A 22,021-nucleotide genomic window follows, 5' to 3' on the forward strand; every position below is an offset into this window, starting at 1 on the left:
AACGGCCCTGGCGGAACAGCTGGACATGGCGCAGGATGGCGGGCCCCGTCAGAACAATGCTGTCCCGGCTAGGGAAACGGTCGCAATGATGGCTGTGGAGAGCAGGCCCAACATCAAGGGTCGTTTCCCCGAGTGCAGGATGGTCTTGATGTGTACGCCGAGGCCGAGGGCAAACATCGCCGCGGACAGCAGCATCGTTTGGAACGTCTGGGCAGCTCCCAGGACGCCGGCCGGGAGAATTCCCGAGGTTCGCAGGAGGACCGCTGCCGCGAATCCGATGATGAACAGGGGAACGATCGGTGGCATCTTGCCGGCGCCCTTGGGTTCGGTCCTGCGCCTGTGGAGCGAAATGCCGGCGACGATCGGGGCAAGCGTGAGCACACGCGCCAACTTGACAGTCACCGCCACGGCCAGCGCCGGGCCGCCCACGGCGCCAGCGGCTGCCACAACCTGGGCCACCTCGTGGGTCGACGCGCCAATCCACATGCCCAGGGCCTTCTGCGGCAGTCCCAACAACCCTCCTACGAAAGGCAGGAAGGGGATCATCAGCGTCCCGAAAAGGACGACCAAGGCCACGGCCGTGGCCACTTCCTCCTCTTTCGGTTTTGTCGCATTCGCCGTGCCGGCCACCGCGGCGGCGCCACAGATTGAAAAGCCTGATGCAATCAGAAGGGTCTGCACGGACCCCACGTTCAACACCTTTCCCAGCCAGAGCGTGGCCACGAACGTGATGCCCACCGACAAGACCACAACCAGCAGTACTCCGGGGCCGAGCTGCAGGATCGAGGAGAGCGAGAGTTGCAGGCCCAACAGCACAATGCCGGCCCGAAGCAGCGTCCTGGATGATGCCGCAACGCCGGGCGACAAGCGTCCGGGCACGGGAAGGAGATTGCGCCAAAGCGCTCCCAGAACAATGGCGATGAGCAATGGACTTGTCCCAGGCGACACAGCGGCGATCGCCCACGCACCCAGACCGCCGGCCACGCACACGAAAGCCCCCGGAAGAAGGCGCCCCGCCCCGAGGCCACGTCCCGCCCCGAGGCCACGTCCCGCCCAGCGGCCACGTCCCGCTCCCCGGCCAAAGGGTGTTGGTCCGGAATGCGCCGACGAGGTCCCGGGGTACGGTGCCTTTGTCTCGGCGAGGCGTGTTTCGTGGCTGTTGTAACCCATGAAAACAATTTCGCATGCTGCCAGGAACGGCAGTAGTCCCCGCTTCGCCATCACTGCCATATCATCAAGATATGCCCCCTGATGCCGCACAAATCGAACACTGGCTTCACTTGCCCTCACTGCGCCTGCTCACCGGCATTGCGGACCACGGCAGCCTCAGCGCCGCCGCCCGGGCGGTCGGCATGGAGCAATCCAACGCTTCCCGAAGCCTCAGAACCTTGGAACGGCGCCTCGGATACACCCTGGTCACCAGGTCAACCCGCGGATCAACATTGACCGCGGAAGGAATACTGACCGTCGAATGGGCCAGGGACGTCTTCGAGAGCCTGGGAAAACTCGTCGCCGGCGCAGCCGCTTTGGCAACTCCCGCCGATGAAGAACTGGCCATCTGCGCCAGCATGACTGTCGCCGAGCACCTTGTCCCGGGCTGGCTCACAGCCTTCCAAGCGCGCATGCCAACAGTCAAGACCGCCCTGCGCATCATGAATTCCCAACAGGTCATCGAAGCGATCACCTCCGGGCAGGCTCCGCTGGGTTTCGTCGAAACCCCGGAGATCCCCGGCCATCTGCAGTCCCAGACTGCATGGACAGACCAGATAGTCGTCGTCGCGGCAACCGGCCACCCCTGGGCAAACCGTCAACAGCCCCTGACAGAAGCTGAGCTAGCCCGGACCCCGCTGGTCGAACGGGAAAAGGGATCGGGAACGCGGGCCTTTCTCGATCGCGCTATCGGCCGGCAACGCTCCCGGCCGATCGTTGAACTCAACAGCAACGCCGCCATCTGCCAAAGCGTCATCGCCGGAATGGGACCGGCTGTCCTCAGCCGACTCGCCGTCGAAGGAGCGCTCAAAGACGGTCGCCTCCTCGAAATACCCTATGAACAGCCCTTGGAACGGCAACTCACCGCCATCTGGAAAGGCGCCGGACCGGCAGGGGCGGCACGTGACTTCCTAGACATAGCCGCAGGACGATAGGACCCGGCCCAATGCCGCGTGTCCGCGGCCGCCGCATGGCTGCCGCGGACACGCTTGGGTCAACTTTGTCCGGTCGTTACATTCCGGGGATCTGCTGGGCCTCGTGGACTTCGATTTCGCAGCCGCCGGGCATGTTCAGGTGCGGGTGGACCTTGGCGAGTTCCACGGCCGCTTCAAGGGTGTCGGCCTCGATGATGCTGTATCCGGCGACCTCGCGCTGGCTCGGTGCAGTGGCTCCGCCGGCGCCAACGCGGACGCCGTTCGCCAGCGGCGTTCCGAAGTCGACCATGCCGTCGCCGACTTTTCCGGCCCACGCGTTCCACTGTTCCATGACCGCTGCCATGTCCTCCGGTGCGGGCGGGGCGGCCTCGGCGGGGGTCATCGGAGCGTGGTAGATGAAGACGTACTTGGACATTTTCTTCCTGCTTCCTTTATGTGTTTGACGGGTAGTGGTTGGAGAACCTTAAGCGGTGACGGTTCGGCCGGTGAATGCGATCAGGCGTTCGAGGCTGCCGGCGGTCTCCGTGACCGGCCGGGCAGCCGCGAAGCTGCCGCTGGCACGGACCTCCTCGGAAATGGTCAGCAGGGCCAGGCTCTCGACATGGTCGGTGACGACGTCGGAGACGACGAGTTCCTGGCCGGTGGCCTTCGCGAAGTCCCAGGCGTGCACCAGCAACTCGAGGTTGATGATCCCGGCGACGACGGTGGCGGGCAGTTCGGCGAAGCCCATGTCGATGGTGCCCTCGAGTCCGCGGCGGCTGAATGCCTCCAGGGTGGCTTGGGCGAGTTCGGCGATGCGCACTTCCGGGTCCGTCCCGGCTTCGTCGGTCACGTTTGCGCCCAGTGCGCCGCCGATCTGCTTCAGGGACCCGGCCAGGTGCTCCAGCAGCTCGTGGGCCGTGAAGTCTTCGCAGGGAGTGGCTTTCTCACGGTCTTCCGGGGTGAGCTTGCGCAGTACGCCCAGGAGGACGGCGAGCGATGCCTCGGCGCAGCTGAGGTGGTCGATCGGGTCCGGGGCCGCGGACCAGTCGTCCGGACCGGCGCCGGCCGGAGAGGACGTTTCGGCGATGAGGCGATCCAGGTAGTGGTTCCAGCCTTCGGCATGTGCTGCGGCCTGTTCCTCCGTTAGGCCTTCGTGGACCAGCCGGAGCGTGGTGCCTTCCGCGTCGGGCTCCAGCGTGATCGAAACGGTGGAGGCGCCCGGGGCCAGGCCCATCCCGGATTCCCAGCCCCAAGTGAAGACGATGCGCTTGCCCGGCTCGATCTCTTCGAAGGTACCGGCGGCGTGGTGGCCCGGAGTGACGGTCCAGCGGTACTCGCCGCCTACCCGAAGGTCAACCCTTGCCGCCACGGTCTGCCAGCGCCGCAGACGCTCCGGCTCGGTGATCAGTGCAAAGGCCTCGTCGGTGCCGACCGGCAGGTGAATGGTTTTCTCGAACGTCATGGGAGTGGTCCTTTGTCTTGAGGTGAAGTAGCTGAATGGGTCGTTTGGTGTTGCGGGGGCCCGTGACGCCGTTGGGCAAGAGCGGCTGCATCCGAGGCCAGCAGATCCAGTTCGTAGGTCCAGAACTGTTCGACAAGGTCGCGGAGCCGGCCCATGCCTTCCGGGTCGAGCCTGTAATACCTGTTTCGTCCTTCTTTGCGTGCAGACACCATGCCGGCCTGCTCCAGTAACAACAGGTGCTGGGATACCGCGGAGCGGCTCACAGTGAAATGGGCGGCCAGTTCCCCGACCGACTGCTCGTGGCTGGCGAGTAGATGCAGCAGGCGTCGCCGGTTGGGCTCCGCGGCTATCTCCAAGGCATCCAACACAAGAAATACGTTAGTGGACACTAACGCATTCCGCAAGACCGGCCGACGTAACGGTGCTGGCCGGTCTCTGCATCACACAAAGCCCGATCCGAGCCGAGTTCAGCCCTTAGGCTGGGTACATGAGTGAAGAAGGCATCGACGCCGCGGGAGCCTGGTCTCTCACGGACGTCATCACCCGGCTCCGCAGGACCCTGCGGTCGAGCATCCGGGAGGAGCTGCCCTGGGAGTCGCTGCCGATGGCCCAGGTGGAGCTGCTGCAACGCCTCGCCGAGGAGCCGGGGTTGGGGGTCAGCGAGCTGGCCGAGCGGCAGCACCTGGCCCGAAACACCGTCAGCAACCTCGTCCAGCAGATGGTTACCGCAGGCCTGCTCGAGCGGCGGCCCCACGAAAGCGATCGGCGCGCCGTCGTCCTGCGCCTATCCGGCGCGGGCCACGAGCGGCTGGACGCCTGGCAGCAGGCCAACGAGCGCCGCATCCGCCGTGCCATCGAGGGCCTCGGGGACCAGCACCGGGAAGCCATCGACCTTGCCCTGCCTGCCCTGCGCGCGCTGGCCGCGCAGCTGGAGGCGCAGGAAGCGGAAGCCGTCGGCGCAACGGCCGCAAGAGCGGGTCGGTAAGCCCCCACGAATCGGGCACTTGCCTTGGTCTTTCAGGCAACCGCCCGTGCCAAGGTGCTTTCCATCGCTGCCAGCAGCAACGGGCCGTCGGCGGCTTTCAGCCGGTCCACCGGGCGGGCTCCGTTGAGGGCCGGGCAAGGCGTCATCATCCACAGTGCGAGGTAGTTGTGGGGGATCCGCAGGTGAATCGCCCGCTGGAACAGGCGGGTCATGACGGGGTTGAGGGATAGGTCCTGTTGGAACTGGTAGCCGGGGCAGTAGGTGCCTTCACCGATGAAGACGCGCACGAGCTGCCGCATGACGGGTTCGGGGTCCTGGGTGATGGCAGCCAGCCGTTCACGGACTTGGTCCAAAGCCGGCAGGCCGAATTCGTCCCGGATCCTGTCCCATAGCTGCGGTGGGACGGGGGAGCGGTACAGCTCAGCCATCAGCTGACGGACTCCAGCAGCCACTGCGCGGCTCCCGAGTCGCGGTGGAGCAGGAAGGTCCGCGGCGCCGCGGTGGACGACAACTTCCCTTGTACCTGCCAGAACTCGATGTCCACGCCGGACCAATGCACTGGTTCGTCGGTGATCACCCACAAGTGCCCGTCGTGCCGGAGGGCCAGCGGGAAGCCTGCGGGGCTGAACCGGACGTCGACGGCGACATTCAGGGTGGTTTCATGGGCTGCTGTGGTTGTCACGGTGTTTCGCGCTCCTAAGTTCCTGCCATCCCGCTTCCGCGGCCGCTTCGAATCAGTGTGCACGAGGGGGCTGACAATTTAGTTTCAGGCAGGGATCACCCGCAGGGGAACGCCCTGCGCCCAAGCGCGGACATCTTCGAAAGCCTCGCCGTAGAAGCGGGCATAGCTTTGCGAGGTGACGTAGCCGAGGTGCGGGGTCAGTACGGTGCGTGGCGCCGTGAGCAGGGGGTGGCCGGCGGGGACGGGCTCGACGTCGTATACGTCCAGGGCCGCGCCGCCGAGCCACCCGTCATTGAGGCCGCGGAGGAGGGCCGCCTCGTCCACCACCGGACCACGCGAAGTGTTCACCAAGACCCCGCCGGGGCCGAGGAGCCTCAGTTCGTCCTCGCCGACGAGCCCCCTGGACCTTTCCGATAAGCGCACGTGGACGCTCACGACGTCGGCCTCCCGGAACAATCCTTCTTTGCTCACCTTCCGGGCGCCCGCCGCAGTCGCGGTCTCCTCCGTGAGGTTGGGGCTCCACGCGATGACGTCCATGCCGAAGGCCTGGCCGTAGCCGGCCACCTTGCTGCCGATCCTGCCAAGACCCAGCACCCCGAGGGTCTTCCCGGACAGCTCGAACCCGACAGTGCTCTGCCAATGCCCGGTCCGCAAGCGGTTGTCTTCGAACGGCACTCTGCGGGCGAAAGCGAGCAGCAAAGCCCACGTCAATTCCGGAGCGGCGTCGGGGGAGCCGCCGGTGCCGCAGACCGTGATGCCGAGGTCCTTGGCGGCGGTCAGGTCGATCGCCGCGTTGGCCATCCCCGTAGTGACCAGGAGCTTCAGCCGCGGAAGGTTCCGGAGGCGCGCAGCGTCGAAGACCGTTCGCTCCCGCATGGCCATGACGGCGTCGAAATCCCGGAGGGCGGCCACGGTCTCCTGGTCGCCCGCGAAAGGCTCCGTGAACACCGTGACGTCGATGCCGTCGTCGGCGAGGTCGTCCCACGGCGCATATTGGTAGGCGACTGCCTGATAGTCGTCGAGGATGGCAAGGCGCTGGCGCATGGAGGTCCCTTCCGCCCGAAGAAGTAGGTTAAGGGGAACCTAGCACGCGCTCGGCAGCAATGTTCCTGCAGATCACAATGCCGGTAACCTCAGGAGGGATGGGAAATCTGGGAGGCGTCGTTCTCGCGGCAATGGGCGCGTTTGCGGCGACCAACCTTGATGACTTGTTGGTCTTGTCCGCCCTGTTCCTGTCGGCAAGGACACTCGCCGAGCCCCGGCTCTGGAGAATTTGGACCGGTCAGTACATCGGGATCGGAATATTGATCATCGTGGCCGCCACCGGCGCATGGGCACTGGCTCCCGTGCGCCTGGAATGGGTAGGTCTGCTCGGTTTGGTGCCCTTGTTCCTGGGTGCCTACGCCTTATTCAGGGTAGCTGTCCCATCTCCGGATCCGCCGAAGCTCAGGTCCGTGACCGTTCCCGTGGTCGCAGCCGTCACAATTGCCAACGGTGGCGACAACCTCTCCGTGTACATTCCGCTTTTTCGCTCGCTTGGCCCGGCTGAGCTGGCCGCCACGGTAGTGATTTTTCTGGGCATGGTGGCGATATGGTGCGCCACCGGCTATTGGTTGACAGCCCATCCCAAGGTGCGCGCGTACTGCCGCCGGATAGGAGACAAGGCAATCCCGGTGGTCTATGTCCTCCTCGGAGCGGTGATCATTGGGCGGTCCGGAATCGTCGGGATGCTGTTTCAAGGATGACCCGTTTCAGGGACCCTTGGTTCGACGACTCCTCTGAAGCGCGGTTTGTCAAGACCGGGCAGGCGACCTATCATCAAATCGCAAGGTGCCGTTCGTTAGCTGAGGCTCCTTCGCGGATACATGCCAGCGACCCCCAACGTCGAGAGACGCCTCGGGTCAGGACAGGCTCCCCCGGGTTAAGGGGTTGCCCCGATTGGCTCCCGGAATACCGGGTTACGCCGCGAAGTGCCAAAGGTCTTACGAGGAGGGGCAGCCGCCGGGTGGGATACCCGGCCTCCTCCCTGGCTGTGCAGAGCGCCGATTGGAGGTGGTCACTCGTGAGTGGCGATGATAGTCGATCCAGCGGTGCCGCCTCCGCGCGGTACTAAATCCAGCTGCGGTACTGAACCCGGCTTCTAGTGCAGGCCTAGCCTGCCCAACATTTCCCTCTTCGTCGCCCGGCGACGCCTGTTCCGCCGCCTTCCCGGCGGCACCTTTGGCGTGTGTCCGGGTGCATGCTGTCATGTCCGGGAAGGACACACCCATGCCTTCAAACCTCAACACCCGCCTGCCCCCCGCTCCGGCGGAGCACAACACGCCCGCAGCTCTTGATGCCGCCCACATCGGCGACATCAAGGGTGCATTCGGAACAATCAAAGTCGATCAGGTGGCGAGCCACAGCGGTTGGAAAGCGAGGCTGAAGACCTTGCTGGCTGTCGTCGGGCCCGGCCTGATCGTCATGGTCGGAGACAACGACGCCGGAGCTTTCGGCACGTACGCGCAGGGCGGCCAGGACTACGGCACGGCTCTGTTGTGGACCCTCCTGCTGCTGGTTCCGGTTCTGTACGTGAACCAGGAAATGGTGCTGCGCCTGGGCATTGTGACCGGGGTGGGACATGCCCGTCTCATCCTGGAGCGGTTCGGCAAGTTCTGGGGCGCGTTCAGCGTCATCGACCTCTTCATCCTCAACGCCTTGACCATCGTTACTGAGTTCATCGGCATCAGCCTGGGCCTTGATTACCTGGGCATTCCGAAGGTCATCGGGGTCTTGGTTGCGGCCGCGGTCATCATCGGCGCGGCCTCCACGGGATCCTTCAAGCGCTTCGAACGGGTCTGCATGATCCTCGTCGCGGGGTCGCTGCTGTTGGTTCCGATCATCGTCATGGTGCACCCGGACCTGGGCCAGATGGCCCACGACTTTGTTGTCCCCGGCGTCCCTGCCGGTTCGGATCTGTCCACGGTGACGCTGCTGATCATCGGGATCGTGGGCACCACGATCGCGCCGTGGCAGCTGTTCTTCCAGCAGTCGTACCTGATCGACAAGCGCATCACTCCGCGGTTCATCAACTACGAAAAGGCCGATCTCTGGATCGGTATCGTAATCGTCGTTGTCGGAGCCGCGGCGATCATCGGGTTCACGGCGGCAACGTTCGCCGGTCGGCCCGAGTTCGGGAACTTCATCGACGCCGGCGGCGTCGCTGAAGGCCTCGAAAAGTACGTCGGGAAAACCGCGGGCGTGCTCTTCGCCGTCGCCTTGATTGATGCCTCGATCATCGGCGCCGCGGCAGTCGGGCTCTCCACCTCGTACGCGCTCGGCGACGTCCTTGGGCTGAAGCACTCCCTCCACCGCAAGTTCTCCGACGCCAAGGGCTTCTACGCCGTCTTCGCCGGGATCCTGCTGGTATCGGCAACCGTGGTCCTGATCCCCGGAGCCCCGCTCGGGCTGTTGACGGTGGGCGTCCAGGTCCTTGCTGGCGTCCTCCTGCCTTCGGCCACCGTGTTCCTGCTTTTGCTGTGCAACGACAAGGAGGTCCTGGGCCCGTGGGTCAACGGCAGGTTCCTGAATATCTTCACCGCGTTCATCATCGGCATCCTGGTGATCTTGTCCCTGGTTCTCACCTCAAGCGTCCTGTTCCCGGGTATGACCGGCGAGACGATCGTCGCGATCATCCTCATCGGAAGTGCAGTGTGCTTCTTCGGGTGCATCGCCTACGCGGTCTACGGTGTCTTCCGGTCTGCTTCCGCAAGGGACACCGTGAACCGCGCCGACCGCCGCGACTGGAGGATGCCGCCCTTGGCCCTGCTGAAAGCCCCGAAGCTTTCCACCGCTCGCCGGGCCGGACTCGCCGTCCTGCGGGCCTACCTGTTGATCGCGATGATCCTGGTCATCGTCCGCGTCGTCCAACTCGCTCTTGGCGGCTGAATCCCCGCCGCGTAGATTCCACCACAGGACCATCAAAGACCCCTTCCCTGAAAGGCTCCAACCGATGAGCAGGCAGCCGCCAGCGGTGCTCCGACCCAAGGACCCGCAACCAGCACCTCTGCGGATTCGACCGGAGCACTTCAATGCGGATCAATCCCATGCGTCAAGTGACAGCTTCGCATCGAGGGTAGTCCCGGCCCTGAGGTACTCTTGCCGACACCCCCATCCATACCTAGACTCTCTAGGTATGGGACGGAGTTCGGTGAATGGACAGCTAGACCTTTTGCTACTCGGTTCGCTCGGGGCGGGGGAGACGCACGGTTACGCGCTGATCGCACGCATTCACGAGCGCAGCGGGGAGCGGCTTGAGCTCCAGGAGGGCTCGGTATACCCGGCGCTGCACAAGCTCGAAGCAACCGGGTGGGTGGCGAGCCGCTGGGCTCAGGATGCCGGCGGACGGCGGCGCGTCTATGCGCTCACCACGCCAGGGCTCACCGAGTTAGCCCGGCGTATAGAGGAGTGGAAAGGCTTCTCGACGGCGGTGTGGGGCGTTCTTGGGGCGGCATCGTGAGCGCGGAGAACGGCGCCGGGGCCGACGACGGGCCCATTGACGCGTACCTCGATGAACTTTTCGCGGCCACGCACGACGGCGACCCGGCGGCCGTGCGCAGGCTCCTGGCGGAGACGGAGGCGCACCTGCGTGAAAGCGCCGCCCGGTTGCGTGGCCAGGGCCTTGACGCACTGGATGCCGAGCGTGAGGCTGTCCGCCGCTTCGGTCCGGTCGGCACGGTCACCCCGGTCTTGCGGCCATCACTCCGGGACGTCGCCCGGCTTCCGCTGCGAGCGTTGGTCCGCCCGTTGGTGGGCCTGGCCGCGGTGGGTGCGATCGCCGTCGGGCTGAGCGGCGCTCTTTCCGAGCTGTTCGGCCGGGTCTGGGGCGCCGGCTTTGTGTCGGGCGACCTTCCCGGCGTCGCCTACACGGCCGCCAGATGTGCGGTCCTGCAAGCCCCCTATCCTGGCTTGGACTGCGCCCAGGCTGCAGCAGCGCACCACTGGGGCGAGATTGTCGAATACCGTGTTGCGCTGGGTGTGCTTGGCCTTGTGTTGCTGCTCGTTTGGCGGGTGCTTCCCCGCGACACCGCCCTACCTGCAGGCCTCGTCCCTTCGCTCGCGGCCGCGGCCTTCCTCCTCGCCGCCGCAGGGACGGGATTACTGGCACTCAACGCCGCCGTCCAAGGTTGGCAAGGCACCGGCGCGTGGCTGAGCGCCGCCGTCGTCGCCCTTCCGCTCGGCGCCGTGTTCGCGCTCACCGCCCTGCGGGCCATGCGAATGAAGCCCGCGCGCGCATAAGACCGCGCTCATATGACGGAGCGAGGGCCCGGAGTGCCAGCCCGTTGGGGCGGCACTCCGGGCCCTCAGGCCGTACGGTCAGACGCGGGATCTGCCGGTCACGAAGTGGACGATCAGCACGATGACGGCGATGACCAGAAGCAGGTGAATGAACCCGCCTCCAATGCTGGTGAGCAGGCCGAGAAGCCAGAGTACGGCGAGAATAATGGCGATCCAAAGCAACATGGGGTCTCCCTTGTTTGTTGGTTTTTATCTATTGAATTCCGCTGGCCACAACACGTCCTCCACAGTTGGGGGAGGGTGGGGCCGCTGCGGGCTATAAGGGCTGCACGTTGTCCGCGTGCAGTCCTTTGCCTGGTTGGAGGATGTCGAAGGACACCCGTTGGTCACCATCCAGGGACAGGTATCCGCGTCCGGCGAGGGCTGAGGAATGGATGAACACGTCCGGGCCGTTGTCGTCCTGGGTTATGAAGCCATAGCCTTTCTCCGGATCAAACCACTTCACTCTTCCTGTGGACATCTTCGTTCCCTCCGCATCCCTGCCCGGCCTCCCGGTCCGGAGACCAGTGCGGGTTAGACGCAATTATAAGCATGCTTAGTAAATTTTGGGGGTGTTTTTGGCGACGATCCATCCGGACCGCCCGGAACGAATGCAGGCGTGAGGTGTCTGTTTACCTTAAATACGCTCGTACTCTAGCTGATCGCAGCGTGATCCACATCGGCTTTCGCCGCCCAGCGTCGGGCCAGTCCGGCGCAGACCATGAGCTGCATTTGATGGAAGAGCATCAGGGGGAGCACCATGAGCCCGACGGTAGGTCCGGCGAACAGCACGGAAGCCATTGGCACGCCTGTTGCCAGGCTCTTCTTTGAACCGCAGAAGATGATCGCGATCCGATCTTCCCTGGCGAATCCCATCCGGCGGCTCCCGTAGCTGGTCGCGGCGAGCACTGCGGCCAGCAGCAGCGCGTTCACGAGGAGCAGCCCGACAAGCCGGGGCGGCGTGAGCTGGCCCCAGATTCCTCCTACGACGCCTTCACTGAACGCCCCGTAGACGACGATCAGGATGGAGCCACGATCCACGAGTGTTGTCATCCGCTTATGTCGGCGGATCCATCCGGCAATCCATGGCCTGGCGAGCTGACCGCCTATAAAGGGCACGAGTAGCTTCAGGACAATATCCAACACCTGACCTGCGAAGTCGGCCCCGCTTTTCGTGACGTTAAGCAACAGGGCGGCCAGCAGCGGGGTTGCGAGAATGCCCATCAGATTAGAGAACGTGGCACTGCAAATGGCCGCCGCAACATTGCCGCGGGCGATCGAGGTGAAGGCGATCGAGGACTGCACCGTCGAGGGAAGCAGACAGAGAAAGAGCACCCCTTGGTACAGTTGCGGTCCGAGAAGGCCAGGCTCAAGCACGCGGACCAATACGCCAAGCAAGGGGAAAAGCGCGAAAGTCACCGCGAAGACGATGCCGTGCAGCCGCCACTGGCGCAGCCCGTCAAGGGCCTCCCGCGGTGAAAGCCGCGCGCCGTACAAAAAGAACAGCAAGGCAACGGCCACCGTCTGCAGCCCGCCCACGCCGCTGGCTGCGGCGCCTCGTGCCGGGAGGAGCGAGGCTACGACGATGGTCAGGAGCAGGCACATGATGAACGGATCCACACGGCGGAAGAGGGCAGAAAAAACGCGGGGCATCTATCGATTCTCCAATCCGCCGGGCCTATTGCAAAAGTAGCTGGCTGCTCTGAATGTGATCATGAATCTTGATCAATCGCTTATGCTGGCAGGGTGTTCGATCCAGTGCAGCTGCAATCCTTTCTCATGGTTGCCGAGACTGGCGGCTTCACGAGTGCCGCCCGGAGGCTCGGCCTGCAGCAGTCGACGGTGAGCCAGCATGTGCGCCGGCTTGAGGAAGCGGCCGGACGGCGGCTTTTTCTGCGCGATACCCGTTCAGTGGAGCTCACCGCCGAGGGCGAGGTCATGTTGGGTTTCGCGCGCAGCATCTTGGACACCAACGAGCGGGCCGCCAGATATTTCGCGAACAGTCCTGTGCGGGGACGCCTGCGCTTCGGTGCGTCGGAGGATCTGGTCGTCTCTGAACTTCCCCAAATCCTGCGCAGTTTCCGGCGTGCCCATCCGATGGTGGATCTCGAACTCACGGTCGAACTCAGTGGCATCCTGCACGAGCAGTTGGCGGCGGGGGCGTTGGACCTCGTGTTGGCCAAACGACTCGGCGAGGGCGACGGCGGGCGCCTGGTTTGGCGCGAGCCGCTGGCGTGGGCGGCTGCTGAGGACTTCCGGCTTGAGCCGGGACAACCGGTCCCGATTATCGTCTATCCGCCGCCAAGCATTACCCGTGCGCGGGTCATCGAAGTGCTAGGGCGATCCAAACGCCCCTGGCACATTGCGTGCACCAGCGGAAGCCTCAGTGGACTCACGGCGGCAGCGCTGGCCGGTCTCGGAGTCATGGCGCATGTCCAGGGACTCGTCCCGCAGGGCCTTCGGCCGGTCAAGGAAGATCTGCCGCCACTGGGGGACACCGAGTTCGTCTTGAGCGCCGGACGAGCCGGCCAACGGGAGCCGGGGCGAACCCTCGCGGAGGCCATTCTTGCCAACGGAGACCGGCTTCGCAACGGCAGACCGGCACCTACGTTCTCTAGCGGACGCGGGCCTGGAAGAAGAAGGAACGATCCCGAACGCTCCTGCGCCACCCCCGGACGGCATCCGTCAATCCGCCCGCGAACAACGCTGGATCAAGGTAGGTGCGTCCCAGGGTGTCCGGGCGTCATCGGAGGCCTGCCCAATGGTCCCTTGCGGTGTCGTCCGCTGGGTCGCGGCCCAGCTTGCCAGGACTTTCAGGGCGTCATCGGAGGGAGTGCCGGGGTCGGCGGTGTAGACATTGATGCGCATGCCGGGGTCGGCGGGCAGTTCGAGGGCTTCGAAGCTGAGGTCCAGGTCTCCGACGATGGGGTGGTGGAGGCGTTTGCGTCCGGTCCGGTGGTATTTGACGTCGTGCCGGGCCCAGCGCTTGCGGAACTCTTCGCTGCGTGTTGAGAGTTCGCCGATCAGGTCGGTGAGGTCCTTGTCGTACGGGTTTTTGCCGGCGGTGGACCTGAGCACGGCGACGATATCGTCCGCGCTGCGCTCCCAGTCGGCGAAGAACTCGCGTGCCTTCGGGTTCAGGAAGGTGAACCGGGCACTGTTGGGCGGGGTGGTTTCTTCGGCCATCATGTCCAGGTAGAGGGCCATGCCGAGCTCATTGGCGGCCAGGACGTCGCCGCGGTCGTTGCGGACCCAAGCGGGCGCCGTCGTGATTGCGTCAATCACGCGCTGCACGCTTGGGCGTACCGTTTGCGGGCTGCGCTTGCGCCGCACGCGGGGAGCGGCGGTAGCTGCCCGGGCAAGGTCGAAAAGGTGGGCCGTTTCGGCGTCGTCGAGCTGGAGTGCCCGGGCGAGGGCTTCCAGGACGCTGTCCGAGGCGCCGGTGAGGTTTCCGCGTTCGAGCCGGATGTAGTAGTCAATGCTCATCCCGGCGAGCATGGCGACTTCCTCGCGGCGCAAGCCCTTGACGCGCCGGTTCCCTCCATAGGCCGGGAGTCCGGCTTCCTCGGGCGTGATCCTGGCCCGTCGGGAGGTCAGGAATTTCTGCACGTCCTCGCTGTGTGTCATGGCATCCACGCTACGCCGCGGTCCCCGGCCCGTGGGAGGGACTGGGATTACTTGGAAAGCAAACCCCGACGGCGGCCCGGGCGCCTTTGGCGGAAGCCGTCAGTTGGGTGCCCGGAGAGGCCTATTCGGCGTGGGCGTCCCGTGCCGGCACGAGGGGGATGGCGGCCAGCGGCGCGATGGCCACAAGGCAGAAGGCGAGAGGGTATCCGAGCCCCGCTACGAGTGCGCCTACAGTGGGCGCAACTGCGGAGGCTACGAGGAACTGGCCCGTGTTCTGGGCTCCCAAGGCCTTGCCCGACCACGCCGGACCGGATGCCTCTGCCACTGAAGTGAAGGCCAGCCCGTTGTCCGCGACGCTGACAACGGATGCCACGACGAACGCGATGGCTGCCACCGGGCGCAGCGAGGCGATATCCGTGAGCGCGGCAAGCACCATGGTGAGGGCCGCAGCGGCAGCAACCCATCGCAGGATCCGGACCCGGCTTCCGATCCGGTCGCTCCACACGCCCACGACGATTCGCCCGACGGCCCCGGCCACCTGCGCCGCACTGACGACCAGTCCGGCGTCGAGGCTCCCCATTCCGGCCACCGCGATCAGCCAGACCAACCCGAACGTATTCAGCGTGAACTGCGGGATGACGAGCAGGACGGACACGGCGTGGATACGCCAGAGGAAAGAGCCGGTCCGGTAAGGATTCGGGGTGGAACCTTGTTTGGGGGCCGGACGCGGGGGATTGGCAATCCCGATTCCGCAGGCGATCGCGAGTACGCAGTTGAGCGCCATCGGCAGCACCATTGCCGCAGCGGCGCCGTGCCCTGCCGCGATCGCGGGAACACTTAGGGCCGCGACGGTGACGCCGAGCGGTTGGGACATTTGGCGTATGCCCATGGCGAGCCCGCGGCGATTCCGCGGGAACCAGCCAACCACCACGCGTCCACTTGCCGCATTCGAACTGGCAGCTGCAGCCCCTCCCAACAGGCCAAAAATTCCGAGCGAGACGTAGCCAGGAACCAGGATCGCGCCCAGGGCGGCCAGGGCCGTCAACGCGAGTCCACTGGAAATGACCCAGCGCTCGCCGAAGATATCAGCCAGCGCGCCCCAAGCGATAAGGGTGAGCACCATGCCAACAGTGGGCGCCGCAGCGAGGAAGCCGGCCTGGGCCAGCGGCATCCCCAGTTTCGTATGGAGTTCGGGAATCAGGAACGCTGGCACGCTGACGAATGCGGTGCCGGCAGTCTGGGCGCTGACTCCGAGCACAAGCATGCCCCAGGCCTTTGCCGGAGTTGTGATGCTCTCCGTCTGAACACTCATGGTCTGTCCTCCTTGGCGGCATTTGCGCGGGGCCAAGACCATCCTGCTCTAGTGTCCATATATTGAGCATTTTTGTCTTACTATGTGGATGCCTTGGTTAGCCTCCGACGACGGGCGGCGACGGGCGGCGGCGGGCAGGGCCTTCTGTTGTCCGGGCCGGTGGCCGCCAGCTCACTGGCCGCGGCGTCGGCGCGTTGCCGGACCGCTGCTGCCTCGAACCACCAAGCGGGGTTCGAAGAGGACCTGCACCATGGATGCTTCTTCGCCGCGCAGCCGTCGAATCAGGTCCTTCGCGGCTAGCCGGGCCATGTCCTCGGAAGAGGAGGACACGCTGGTCAGCGCGGGGTGGGCGCGTTCGGCCATTCCTTCGCTCATGTTCAGCGCGACAATCGATAGCTCGCCGGGAATTGACATCCCGGCCAGTTCGGCGGCGTCCATGAGGCCGACGGTCGCGCCTTCGTTGATTCCGATGACCGCCGTCACTCCCGGGGCGGTGTGCTGGATCTCCTCGAAAATCTCCCGGCCGGCAGGAATTGTCGCGGGGCACATGAAGACCCGCAGCTCCACCCCGTGCTGGGCTGCGGCGGCCACAACGGCTTCCTTGGCCCGGAAAATGGCGGCGACAAATCCCTCGGAGCGGCCCAGGAATGCTATTTCCTTGTGTCCGAGGGCTGCCAAGTGTTCCACGGCGAGGACACCGCCAGCGTCAAAGTCGGCATCGACATAAGACAAATCGGCAGGTTCGGACGGCCGGCCGATCATCGTGAACGGAATGCGGGACTCCACAAGGGCCGTAACACGTTGGTCCTCCGGCTGGATTTCCATGAGGAGGACGCCTTCCACCAAGCCCTGGGAAACCACTTTGTGCACTTCGTCGATATCCGTCGATGCGATCGGCCACAGCAGCAAGTGGTATCCGTCGGCGCGGACTTGCTCCGCCGCCGTCTGGATGTATTCGAACTCAGTGAGGTTCAAGCCTTGTTCGCCAGGAGGATGGAGCAGGGCGATGATGCCGGTTCGTTTGCCCGCCAAGCCTTGCGCCAGAACGTTGGGGGTGTAGTCGAGTTCCCGCATGACGCGGATGATCCGCTCTCGCGTGGCCTCTGAAATGGGGCGGGCGCCGCTGAGGACGTAGGACACCGTGCTGCGGGAAACGCCTGCCGCACGGGCGACGTCGGCCATCGTAGCCACGCGTACATCCCCCTAGCGTCGTTGTTGGGCAGGTGATTCGACGGCGTCGGATTGGCTTCCCCGTCGACGCGCCACGTCAATCTTAGACGCCTCGCGGAGGCAAGATTTCCGCGGCTTCCTGCGGTTTTCGTCATCATCCAGCTTAGTTGGTGTGATGTTTGACACACTCTCTGGCCGGTGCCTAACATCGACTCGCGTCGACTACACGCGTCGACGCGAACGGTGATGAACTTCCGGCCTGTTACAACCCGGCGGATGCTCTCCGGTTCGTTTTTAGCAGGAATACAGGGAAGACAATGCTGGCACAAAGAAGCGCTCAAGTGCTCATATTGCGGTCGCCAACAACACCCGGGACCAAGTAACACAGCCGTCCCTCATCCTGCGCCCACCCCCGCCTCTCCGGAACATCGGCTGACGATGATCTCCAGCTGCCGAGGAGCGCGATCCCCAACCCCGCCCGAAGGTCATGGCGAGGGCATAAAGAAGGAAAACACGATGGAAATTGTCAGCGTACCGGCCATTTGCCGGGTTCAAGCGATAGAGCCAACCGCAGGTTCACGCTGTGGCAACAAGAACGGAGGGGAAACCAAATGAAGGCCATCCGCAAGATCACGGTCCGCACGGTTCTCCCCGAAGCCATCTCCGGGCTGGCGCAGCTGGCCAAGAATCTCCGCTGGTCCTGGCATTTGCCGACCCGGGAGCTCTTCGCTTCCTTGAACCCGGATGCCTGGGAAGAGAGCAACCATAATCCCCTTGCGTTCCTGGGGTGCATCAGCGCCCAAGACCTTCAGGGCCTGGCGGCCGATGCGGCTGTTGTGGAGCGGATTCAGGGTGCTGCGGCGGATTTGGACCGGTATTTGTCCGAGCCGCGGTGGTATCAGGGGTTGGGCGGGGATGTTCCGTCGTGTATTGCGTATTTTTCCCCGGAGTTCGGGATCACGGAGGTGTTGCCGCAGTATTCGGGCGGGTTGGGGATCCTGGCCGGGGATCATTTGAAGGCTGCCTCGGATCTGGGTGTGCCGTTGATCGGTGTGGGGTTGTTGTACCAGGCGGGGTATTTCAAGCAGTCCTTGTCCAGGGATGCGTGGCAGCAGGAGACCTACCCGGTGCTGGACCCGGACGGGTTGCCGTTGACGCTGCTGCGTGAACCCTCCCGGGACGGTTCAGGCAAACCCGTGGTGGTCTCGCTGCCGTTGCCGCACGGACGGAAACTGAACGCGCATATCTGGCGTGCCGACGTCGGGCGCGTGCCGTTGCTGCTGCTGGATTCGAACGTTCCGGGCAACGATGACGCGGCCCGCGGGATCACCGACCGTCTGTACGGCGGGGGCGGGGACCACCGGCTGCAGCAGGAACTGCTGCTGGGCATGGGCGGGGTGAAGGCCCTGCGGGTGTTCCAGCGCCTGACCGGGTCCCCGGCGCCGGAGGTGTTCCACACCAACGAGGGCCATGCCGGGTTCCTGGGGATCGAGCGGATCCAGGAACTGATGTCCGCGGAAAACCCGTTGTCCTGGTCCGAGGCGTTGGCCGCGGGCAGGGCCTCGACGGTGTTCACCACGCACACCCCGGTCCCGGCCGGGATCGACCGGTTCGAGGCCGTGCAGATCCGGCACTTCTTCGACGCCGGCCTGGCCCCGGACGTGCCGGTGGAAAACGTGCTGGAACTGGGCCAGGAAAACTACCAGGGCGGCAACCCGGCGGTGTTCAACATGGCCGTGATGGGCCTGCGCCTGGCCCAGCGCGCCAACGGCGTGGCCAAGCTCCACGGCGTGGTCTCGCGTGAAATGTTCTCCGGGCTCTGGCCCGGATTCGACCACTCCGAAGTGCCCATCACCTCCGTGACCAACGGCGTGCACGTGCCGACGTGGATCGATCCGAAGATGACCGAACTGGCGGTAAGGCACTTCGGCGGCACCGATGTGGACGCGACCGGCTGGGAGAAGATCTACGACGTCGACGACGACGAACTGTGGCGATTGCGGCGCACCCTGCGCAGCGCCCTGGTCGAGGACGTGCGCCGCCGTTTGCGGGCCTCGTGGAAGAAACGCGGCGCGGCCGATGCCGAACTGCGCTGGACCGACCACGTCCTGGACCCGGACGTGCTCACCATCGGCTTCGCCCGCCGCGTGCCCACCTACAAACGCCTCACCCTCATGCTCCGGGACCCCGCCCGCCTCAAAGGCCTGCTCCTGGACCCCGAACACCCCATCCAGCTCGTCATCGCCGGCAAATCCCACCCGGCCGATGACGCGGGCAAGAAAATGATCCAGGACCTCGTCAAATTCACCGACGACCCCGAAGTCCGCCACCGCATCGTGTTCCTGCCCAACTACGACATCGCCATGGCCCGCACCCTCTTCCCCGGCTGCGACGTCTGGCTCAACAACCCCCTGCGCCCCCTGGAAGCCTGCGGCACCTCCGGCATGAAAGCCGCCATCAACGGCTCCCTGAACCTCTCCGTGCTCGATGGCTGGTGGGACGAAATGTACGACGGCGAAAACGGCTGGGCCATCCCCACCGCCAACAACGACGCCTCACCCACCGAACGCGACGACATCGAAGCAGCCGCCCTCTACGAACTCCTCGAAACCCAAGTCGCCCCCCGCTTCTACGGCACCACCGTCTCCGACGCCGCCGGCGCCGCAGGACCCTCCCAACCCGCCACCGGCACCACACCCACCCACTGGGTCGCCATGATCAAACACACCCTCGCCCACCTCGGCCCCGCCGTCTCCGCCGAACGCATGCTCCAGGACTACGTCAACACCCTCTACCGCCCCGCAGCGGCCGCAGGCAGGCAATCGGCATCTGGTTCTTTCAAGGAAGCCAAGGAACTTGCCCAGTGGATCACCAAGATCCGGAAGGGCTGGGACAAAGTGAGCATCGAGTATGTCGATTCGGTCGGTGTGTCCGAGGAACCGCAAATCGGCGACACCCTGCAGGTCAACACCTACGTTGCCCTCCACGACCTCACCCCCGAGGACGTGGCAGTGGAAATAGCGTATGGGCGGGCGGCGCAGGGAGAGACACTCGAAGACGTGGAACTCCTGGAACTGGGCGAAACGGAGGACCTCGGCAACGGCCGGCACCTGTTCACCGGATCCATCCTCATCAACCGCTCCGGCTCCTTCGGCTACACCGTCCGCGTCCTCCCCAAACACCCGGCACTGGCCTCCAAAGCCGAACTCGGCCTCATCGTCAACGCGTAGCGAAACCCGGAACGAAGGGAGGTAGTGAAATGGTAGGGAAGAAAGTCCTGGCGATTGTCCTGGCCGGCGGGGAGGGCAAACGGCTCATGCCGCTGACGGCGGACCGCGCCAAACCGGCAGTGCCGTTCGCGGGCGGTTACCGCCTGATCGATTTTGCCTTGTCCAACCTGACGAATTCGGGTTACTTCCAGATTGTGGTCCTGACCCAGTACAAGTCCCACAGCCTGGACCGCCACATCTCCGAAACATGGCGCATGTCCACACAATTGGGCAACTACATCGCCTCGGTTCCCGCCCAGCAGCGTGTGGGCAAGAGCTGGTTCCTGGGCAGCGCCAATGCGATCTACCAATCGCTCAACCTGATCCACGATGCCGCCCCGGACATTGTGGTGGTGGTCGGAGCCGACCATGTCTATCGCATGGATTTCGAGCAAATGGTGCGAAGCCACGTGGCTTCCGGTGCGAAAGTGACCGTGGCAGGGGTTCGCCAGCCCCTGTCCATGGCGCACCAATTCGGCGTGATCGAGGTGGAACCTGAAACCGGGGAGGAGCAAGGGAACAGAATCGCCGCTTTCGTGGAGAAACCGGCTTCAACGCGTGGACTCGCCGACGATCCGTCCCAGTTCCTCGCGTCCATGGGGAACTACGTTTTCGACGCCGATGCCTTGAAAGCAGCCTTGGAATTGGACTCCATCCGCCAAGACACGAAGCACGACATGGGCGGGGACATCATCCCGTATTTCGTGGATCGCGGCGAAGCCATGGTCTACGACTTTTCGAGCAACGAGGTTCCCGGAGCAACGGAGCGAGATCGCAACTACTGGCGCGATGTGGGGACCATCGATTCCTACTTCGATGCCCATCTTGACCTGATTTCACCTATGCCCGTGTTCAACCTCTACAACTCGCAGTGGCCTATTTATACGCGGCAGAGCATCTCGCCACCCGCGAAGCTCGTTCGAGGCGCCGACGATACGCCGGGCACAGCGGTGGACTCGATCATTTCCAGCGGCGTGGTGGTTTCGGGCGGTTCGGTGGAGAACTCAGTGCTCTCGGACGACGTCTTCGTTGCCAGCGGCGCGCTCGTGGCGGATTCCGTGCTCCTGGACCACGTGTCCATTGGGGCCGGAGCCGTGGTGAGGCGCGCCATCCTGGACAAGAATGTCGTTGTCCCTCCGGGCGCGACGATCGGGCTCGATCCCGATCACGACCGTCGTCCTGGTTTCGCGGTCACCGACTCCGGCATCACGGTCCTCAGCAAAGGCCAGTTGGTGCCGCCGGCCAGCGAACTCGACCGCGACCTTGCACGGGCAGCCGCTAAAACCCTCCAGGGGGACTTGGTGTAGGCGCCCGGCGGTGCCGGACGGAACAAAGCCGCCGTCCGGCGTCGAACGCTTTAGATCGCGCAGCCGTCGGGACCGCACGCTTCGGCGTCAGCGGTCCCGACGGCGACCAGCGGGTTCGCTTCCTGCCACGCCTGGGTGAGGGCTTGCGTGAAGACCTCGGAGGGCTGGGCGCCGGAGAGGCCGTACTTGCGGTCGATGACGAAAAACGGAACGCCCGTGACGCCGAGCATCCGGGCTTCGGCGATGTCGCCGCGGACGTCCTCGGCGTACCTGTCCGTGCTGAAAAGTTCGGCCACTTCGGCTTCCGGGAGCCCCAGCTGCTGGCCGAGCTCGCTCAGGTATTCCTGGCTTCCGATGTCCTTGCCGTGCTCGAAATGTCCGCTCAAAAGCAGTTCCTTGGCTTGGTCCTGCTTCCCGTGGGCTGCGGCGAGGTGGATGAGGCGGTGTGCCGTGAAGCTGTTGGCCACCACGACGTTGTCGAAGCGGTAGTTGAGTCCTTCGCCCTTGCCCTGAGCGGCGACGTGGTCGAACATCTGGCTCACCTGCGCCGGGTTCATGCCCTTGCGCTTGCTGAGGTAGTCGAGTTCCGTGCCGTCGTAGTGCTCCGGGATGCTCGGGTCCAGCTGGTAACTGCGCCACTGGATGTCCACGGAATCGCGGTGCGGGAAAGCTGCGAGCGCCGTTTCGAAGCGGCGTTTGCCGATGTAGCACCAGGGACACGCGACGTCTGACCAGATCTCAATCTTCATGCTTGGCACAACCGGG

The 22,021-nt window shown here is 64.7% G+C and carries 22 protein-coding genes, 1 pseudogene and 1 riboswitch; of the genes and pseudogenes, 9 read left to right on the top strand and 14 right to left on the bottom strand.

What is annotated here, in order from left to right; genetic code table 11:
* Positions 1-48: 48 nt before the first annotated feature.
* On the bottom strand, positions 49-1,170 hold the full coding sequence (locus ABCW42_RS01895; RefSeq protein ID WP_423183267.1) for a YeiH family protein: 1,122 nt from the start codon (positions 1,168-1,170) through the stop codon (positions 49-51).
* A gap of 71 nt (positions 1,171-1,241) precedes the next feature.
* On the opposite strand from ABCW42_RS01895, the gene ABCW42_RS01900 reads away from it, so the two are divergent.
* Positions 1,242-2,144: a LysR family transcriptional regulator gene (locus ABCW42_RS01900; RefSeq protein ID WP_423183268.1), complete on the top strand. Its 903-nt coding sequence runs from the start codon at positions 1,242-1,244 to the stop codon at positions 2,142-2,144.
* Positions 2,145-2,220: 76 nt separating this feature from the next.
* On the opposite strand, the gene ABCW42_RS01905 is transcribed toward ABCW42_RS01900, so the two are convergent.
* The 3 genes from ABCW42_RS01905 to ABCW42_RS01915 are packed head-to-tail and all read right to left on the bottom strand — an operon-like array spanning position 2,221 to position 3,977.
* Positions 2,221-2,559: a hypothetical protein gene (locus ABCW42_RS01905; protein ID WP_423183269.1), complete on the bottom strand. Its 339-nt coding sequence runs from the start codon at positions 2,557-2,559 to the stop codon at positions 2,221-2,223.
* Positions 2,560-2,607: 48 nt separating this feature from the next.
* A complete protein-coding gene (locus ABCW42_RS01910) occupies positions 2,608-3,588 on the bottom strand; it encodes a TIGR03086 family metal-binding protein (RefSeq protein WP_423183270.1) in 981 nt (326 codons plus the stop codon).
* A complete protein-coding gene (locus ABCW42_RS01915) occupies positions 3,585-3,977 on the bottom strand; it encodes an ArsR/SmtB family transcription factor (protein ID WP_423183271.1) in 393 nt (130 codons plus the stop codon). Before ABCW42_RS01915 ends, ABCW42_RS01910 begins: the two co-directional genes overlap by 4 nt.
* 98 nt (positions 3,978-4,075) lie before the next feature.
* On the opposite strand from ABCW42_RS01915, the gene ABCW42_RS01920 reads away from it, so the two are divergent.
* Positions 4,076-4,573, top strand: a complete 498-nt coding sequence (locus ABCW42_RS01920) for a MarR family winged helix-turn-helix transcriptional regulator (protein WP_423183272.1) — start codon at positions 4,076-4,078, stop codon at positions 4,571-4,573.
* A 32-nt stretch (positions 4,574-4,605) separates the two neighbouring features.
* On the opposite strand, the gene ABCW42_RS01925 is transcribed toward ABCW42_RS01920, so the two are convergent.
* The 3 genes from ABCW42_RS01925 to ABCW42_RS01935 all read right to left on the bottom strand — a co-directional run bounded on the left by ABCW42_RS01925 (position 4,606) and on the right by ABCW42_RS01935 (position 6,299).
* Entirely contained in the window at positions 4,606-5,001 is a 396-nt protein-coding gene (locus ABCW42_RS01925) for a hypothetical protein (protein WP_423183273.1), read from the bottom strand.
* Positions 5,001-5,255 carry a hypothetical protein gene (locus ABCW42_RS01930; protein WP_423183274.1) on the bottom strand — a complete coding sequence of 85 codons (255 nt, stop codon included), beginning with the start codon at positions 5,253-5,255 and terminating at the stop codon, positions 5,001-5,003. The genes ABCW42_RS01925 and ABCW42_RS01930 overlap by 1 nt, the downstream gene beginning before the upstream one ends.
* A gap of 84 nt (positions 5,256-5,339) precedes the next feature.
* Positions 5,340-6,299: a D-2-hydroxyacid dehydrogenase family protein gene (locus ABCW42_RS01935; RefSeq protein WP_423183275.1), complete on the bottom strand. Its 960-nt coding sequence runs from the start codon at positions 6,297-6,299 to the stop codon at positions 5,340-5,342.
* A 98-nt stretch (positions 6,300-6,397) separates the two neighbouring features.
* Here ABCW42_RS01935 and ABCW42_RS01940 point away from each other — a divergent pair, with 98 nt between their 5' ends.
* The 4 genes from ABCW42_RS01940 (at position 6,398) to ABCW42_RS01955 (ending at position 10,532) form a co-directional block, all read left to right on the top strand.
* Positions 6,398-7,000, top strand: coding sequence for a cadmium resistance transporter (locus ABCW42_RS01940; protein ID WP_423183276.1), 603 nt, complete (start codon positions 6,398-6,400; stop codon positions 6,998-7,000).
* 84 nt (positions 7,001-7,084) lie between these two features.
* A riboswitch (M-box (ykoK) riboswitch) is annotated at positions 7,085-7,254 on the top strand.
* 269 nt (positions 7,255-7,523) lie between these two features.
* Positions 7,524-9,182 carry an NRAMP family divalent metal transporter gene (locus tag ABCW42_RS01945; protein WP_423183277.1) on the top strand — a complete coding sequence of 553 codons (1,659 nt, stop codon included), beginning with the start codon at positions 7,524-7,526 and terminating at the stop codon, positions 9,180-9,182.
* 262 nt (positions 9,183-9,444) lie between these two features.
* Positions 9,445-9,753, top strand: coding sequence for a helix-turn-helix transcriptional regulator (locus ABCW42_RS01950; protein ID WP_423183278.1), 309 nt, complete (start codon positions 9,445-9,447; stop codon positions 9,751-9,753).
* Positions 9,750-10,532: a permease prefix domain 1-containing protein gene (locus ABCW42_RS01955; RefSeq protein ID WP_423183279.1), complete on the top strand. Its 783-nt coding sequence runs from the start codon at positions 9,750-9,752 to the stop codon at positions 10,530-10,532. Before ABCW42_RS01950 ends, ABCW42_RS01955 begins: the two co-directional genes overlap by 4 nt.
* Before the next feature lie 78 nt (positions 10,533-10,610).
* Here the strand turns inward: ABCW42_RS01955 and ABCW42_RS01960 are convergent, their stop codons facing one another.
* From ABCW42_RS01960 to ABCW42_RS01970, 3 genes are all read right to left on the bottom strand, one after another.
* Positions 10,611-10,757 carry a lmo0937 family membrane protein gene (locus tag ABCW42_RS01960; protein WP_423183280.1) on the bottom strand — a complete coding sequence of 49 codons (147 nt, stop codon included), beginning with the start codon at positions 10,755-10,757 and terminating at the stop codon, positions 10,611-10,613.
* A 91-nt stretch (positions 10,758-10,848) separates the two neighbouring features.
* Positions 10,849-11,052 (bottom strand): cold-shock protein, encoded by a 204-nt coding sequence (locus tag ABCW42_RS01965; protein WP_423183281.1) that lies wholly within the window; start codon positions 11,050-11,052, stop codon positions 10,849-10,851.
* Positions 11,053-11,225: 173 nt separating this feature from the next.
* Positions 11,226-12,224 (bottom strand): bile acid:sodium symporter family protein, encoded by a 999-nt coding sequence (locus ABCW42_RS01970; RefSeq protein ID WP_423183282.1) that lies wholly within the window; start codon positions 12,222-12,224, stop codon positions 11,226-11,228.
* A gap of 126 nt (positions 12,225-12,350) precedes the next feature.
* Here ABCW42_RS01970 and ABCW42_RS01975 point away from each other — a divergent pair.
* Positions 12,351-12,965, top strand: a pseudogene (locus ABCW42_RS01975) (LysR family transcriptional regulator); the annotation flags it as partial.
* Between the two features lie 291 nt (positions 12,966-13,256).
* On the opposite strand, the gene ABCW42_RS01980 reads toward ABCW42_RS01975, so the two are convergent.
* The 3 genes from ABCW42_RS01980 to ABCW42_RS01990 form a co-directional block, all read right to left on the bottom strand.
* Complete coding sequence (locus ABCW42_RS01980) at positions 13,257-14,198, bottom strand: helix-turn-helix transcriptional regulator (RefSeq protein ID WP_423183283.1); 942 nt, start codon at positions 14,196-14,198, stop codon at positions 13,257-13,259.
* Between the two features lie 121 nt (positions 14,199-14,319).
* Positions 14,320-15,510 (bottom strand): MFS transporter, encoded by a 1,191-nt coding sequence (locus ABCW42_RS01985; protein ID WP_423183284.1) that lies wholly within the window; start codon positions 15,508-15,510, stop codon positions 14,320-14,322.
* Positions 15,511-15,681: 171 nt separating this feature from the next.
* A complete protein-coding gene (locus ABCW42_RS01990; RefSeq protein WP_423184779.1) occupies positions 15,682-16,692 on the bottom strand; it encodes a LacI family DNA-binding transcriptional regulator in 1,011 nt (336 codons plus the stop codon).
* 599 nt (positions 16,693-17,291) lie between these two features.
* Between ABCW42_RS01990 and glgP the strand changes: the two genes are divergently transcribed.
* The gene (gene glgP / locus ABCW42_RS01995) at positions 17,292-19,910 is read left to right on the top strand and encodes an alpha-glucan family phosphorylase (protein ID WP_423183285.1); all 2,619 of its coding nucleotides are present in this window, start codon (positions 17,292-17,294) and stop codon (positions 19,908-19,910) included.
* Positions 19,911-19,939: 29 nt separating this feature from the next.
* Positions 19,940-21,256 carry a glucose-1-phosphate adenylyltransferase gene (gene glgC, locus ABCW42_RS02000; RefSeq protein WP_423183286.1) on the top strand — a complete coding sequence of 439 codons (1,317 nt, stop codon included), beginning with the start codon at positions 19,940-19,942 and terminating at the stop codon, positions 21,254-21,256.
* 50 nt (positions 21,257-21,306) lie between these two features.
* Here glgC and ABCW42_RS02005 read toward each other — a convergent pair whose 3' ends face one another.
* Complete coding sequence (locus ABCW42_RS02005; RefSeq protein WP_423183287.1) at positions 21,307-22,005, bottom strand: DsbA family oxidoreductase; 699 nt, start codon at positions 22,003-22,005, stop codon at positions 21,307-21,309.
* Positions 22,006-22,021 lie beyond the last annotated feature (16 nt).

The sequence above is a fragment of the Arthrobacter sp. NyZ413 genome, from assembly GCF_049390645.1.
In the GTDB taxonomy this organism is placed as follows: Bacteria; Actinomycetota; Actinomycetes; order Actinomycetales; family Micrococcaceae; genus Arthrobacter.

Excerpts from the sequence above, each read along its gene's own strand:
- ABCW42_RS01895 (WP_423183267.1), bottom strand. The coding sequence starts at position 1,170 with ATGGGTTACAACAGCCACGAAACACGCCTCGCCGAGACAAAGGCACCG.
- ABCW42_RS01900 (WP_423183268.1), top strand. The coding sequence starts at position 1,242 with ATGCCCCCTGATGCCGCACAAATCGAACACTGGCTTCACTTGCCCTCA.
- ABCW42_RS01905 (WP_423183269.1), bottom strand. The coding sequence starts at position 2,559 with ATGTCCAAGTACGTCTTCATCTACCACGCTCCGATGACCCCCGCCGAG.
- ABCW42_RS01910 (WP_423183270.1), bottom strand. The coding sequence starts at position 3,588 with ATGACGTTCGAGAAAACCATTCACCTGCCGGTCGGCACCGACGAGGCC.
- ABCW42_RS01920 (WP_423183272.1), top strand. The coding sequence starts at position 4,076 with ATGAGTGAAGAAGGCATCGACGCCGCGGGAGCCTGGTCTCTCACGGAC.
- ABCW42_RS01925 (WP_423183273.1), bottom strand. The coding sequence starts at position 5,001 with ATGGCTGAGCTGTACCGCTCCCCCGTCCCACCGCAGCTATGGGACAGG.
- ABCW42_RS01935 (WP_423183275.1), bottom strand. The coding sequence starts at position 6,299 with ATGCGCCAGCGCCTTGCCATCCTCGACGACTATCAGGCAGTCGCCTAC.
- ABCW42_RS01940 (WP_423183276.1), top strand. The coding sequence starts at position 6,398 with ATGGGAAATCTGGGAGGCGTCGTTCTCGCGGCAATGGGCGCGTTTGCG.
- ABCW42_RS01945 (WP_423183277.1), top strand. The coding sequence starts at position 7,524 with ATGCCTTCAAACCTCAACACCCGCCTGCCCCCCGCTCCGGCGGAGCAC.
- ABCW42_RS01960 (WP_423183280.1), bottom strand. The coding sequence starts at position 10,757 with ATGTTGCTTTGGATCGCCATTATTCTCGCCGTACTCTGGCTTCTCGGC.
- ABCW42_RS01965 (WP_423183281.1), bottom strand. The coding sequence starts at position 11,052 with ATGTCCACAGGAAGAGTGAAGTGGTTTGATCCGGAGAAAGGCTATGGC.
- ABCW42_RS01970 (WP_423183282.1), bottom strand. The coding sequence starts at position 12,224 with ATGCCCCGCGTTTTTTCTGCCCTCTTCCGCCGTGTGGATCCGTTCATC.
- ABCW42_RS01980 (WP_423183283.1), bottom strand. The coding sequence starts at position 14,198 with ATGACACACAGCGAGGACGTGCAGAAATTCCTGACCTCCCGACGGGCC.
- ABCW42_RS01985 (WP_423183284.1), bottom strand. The coding sequence starts at position 15,510 with ATGAGTGTTCAGACGGAGAGCATCACAACTCCGGCAAAGGCCTGGGGC.
- ABCW42_RS01990 (WP_423184779.1), bottom strand. The coding sequence starts at position 16,692 with ATGGCCGACGTCGCCCGTGCGGCAGGCGTTTCCCGCAGCACGGTGTCC.
- glgP (WP_423183285.1), top strand. The coding sequence starts at position 17,292 with ATGAAGGCCATCCGCAAGATCACGGTCCGCACGGTTCTCCCCGAAGCC.
- glgC (WP_423183286.1), top strand. The coding sequence starts at position 19,940 with ATGGTAGGGAAGAAAGTCCTGGCGATTGTCCTGGCCGGCGGGGAGGGC.
- ABCW42_RS02005 (WP_423183287.1), bottom strand. The coding sequence starts at position 22,005 with ATGAAGATTGAGATCTGGTCAGACGTCGCGTGTCCCTGGTGCTACATC.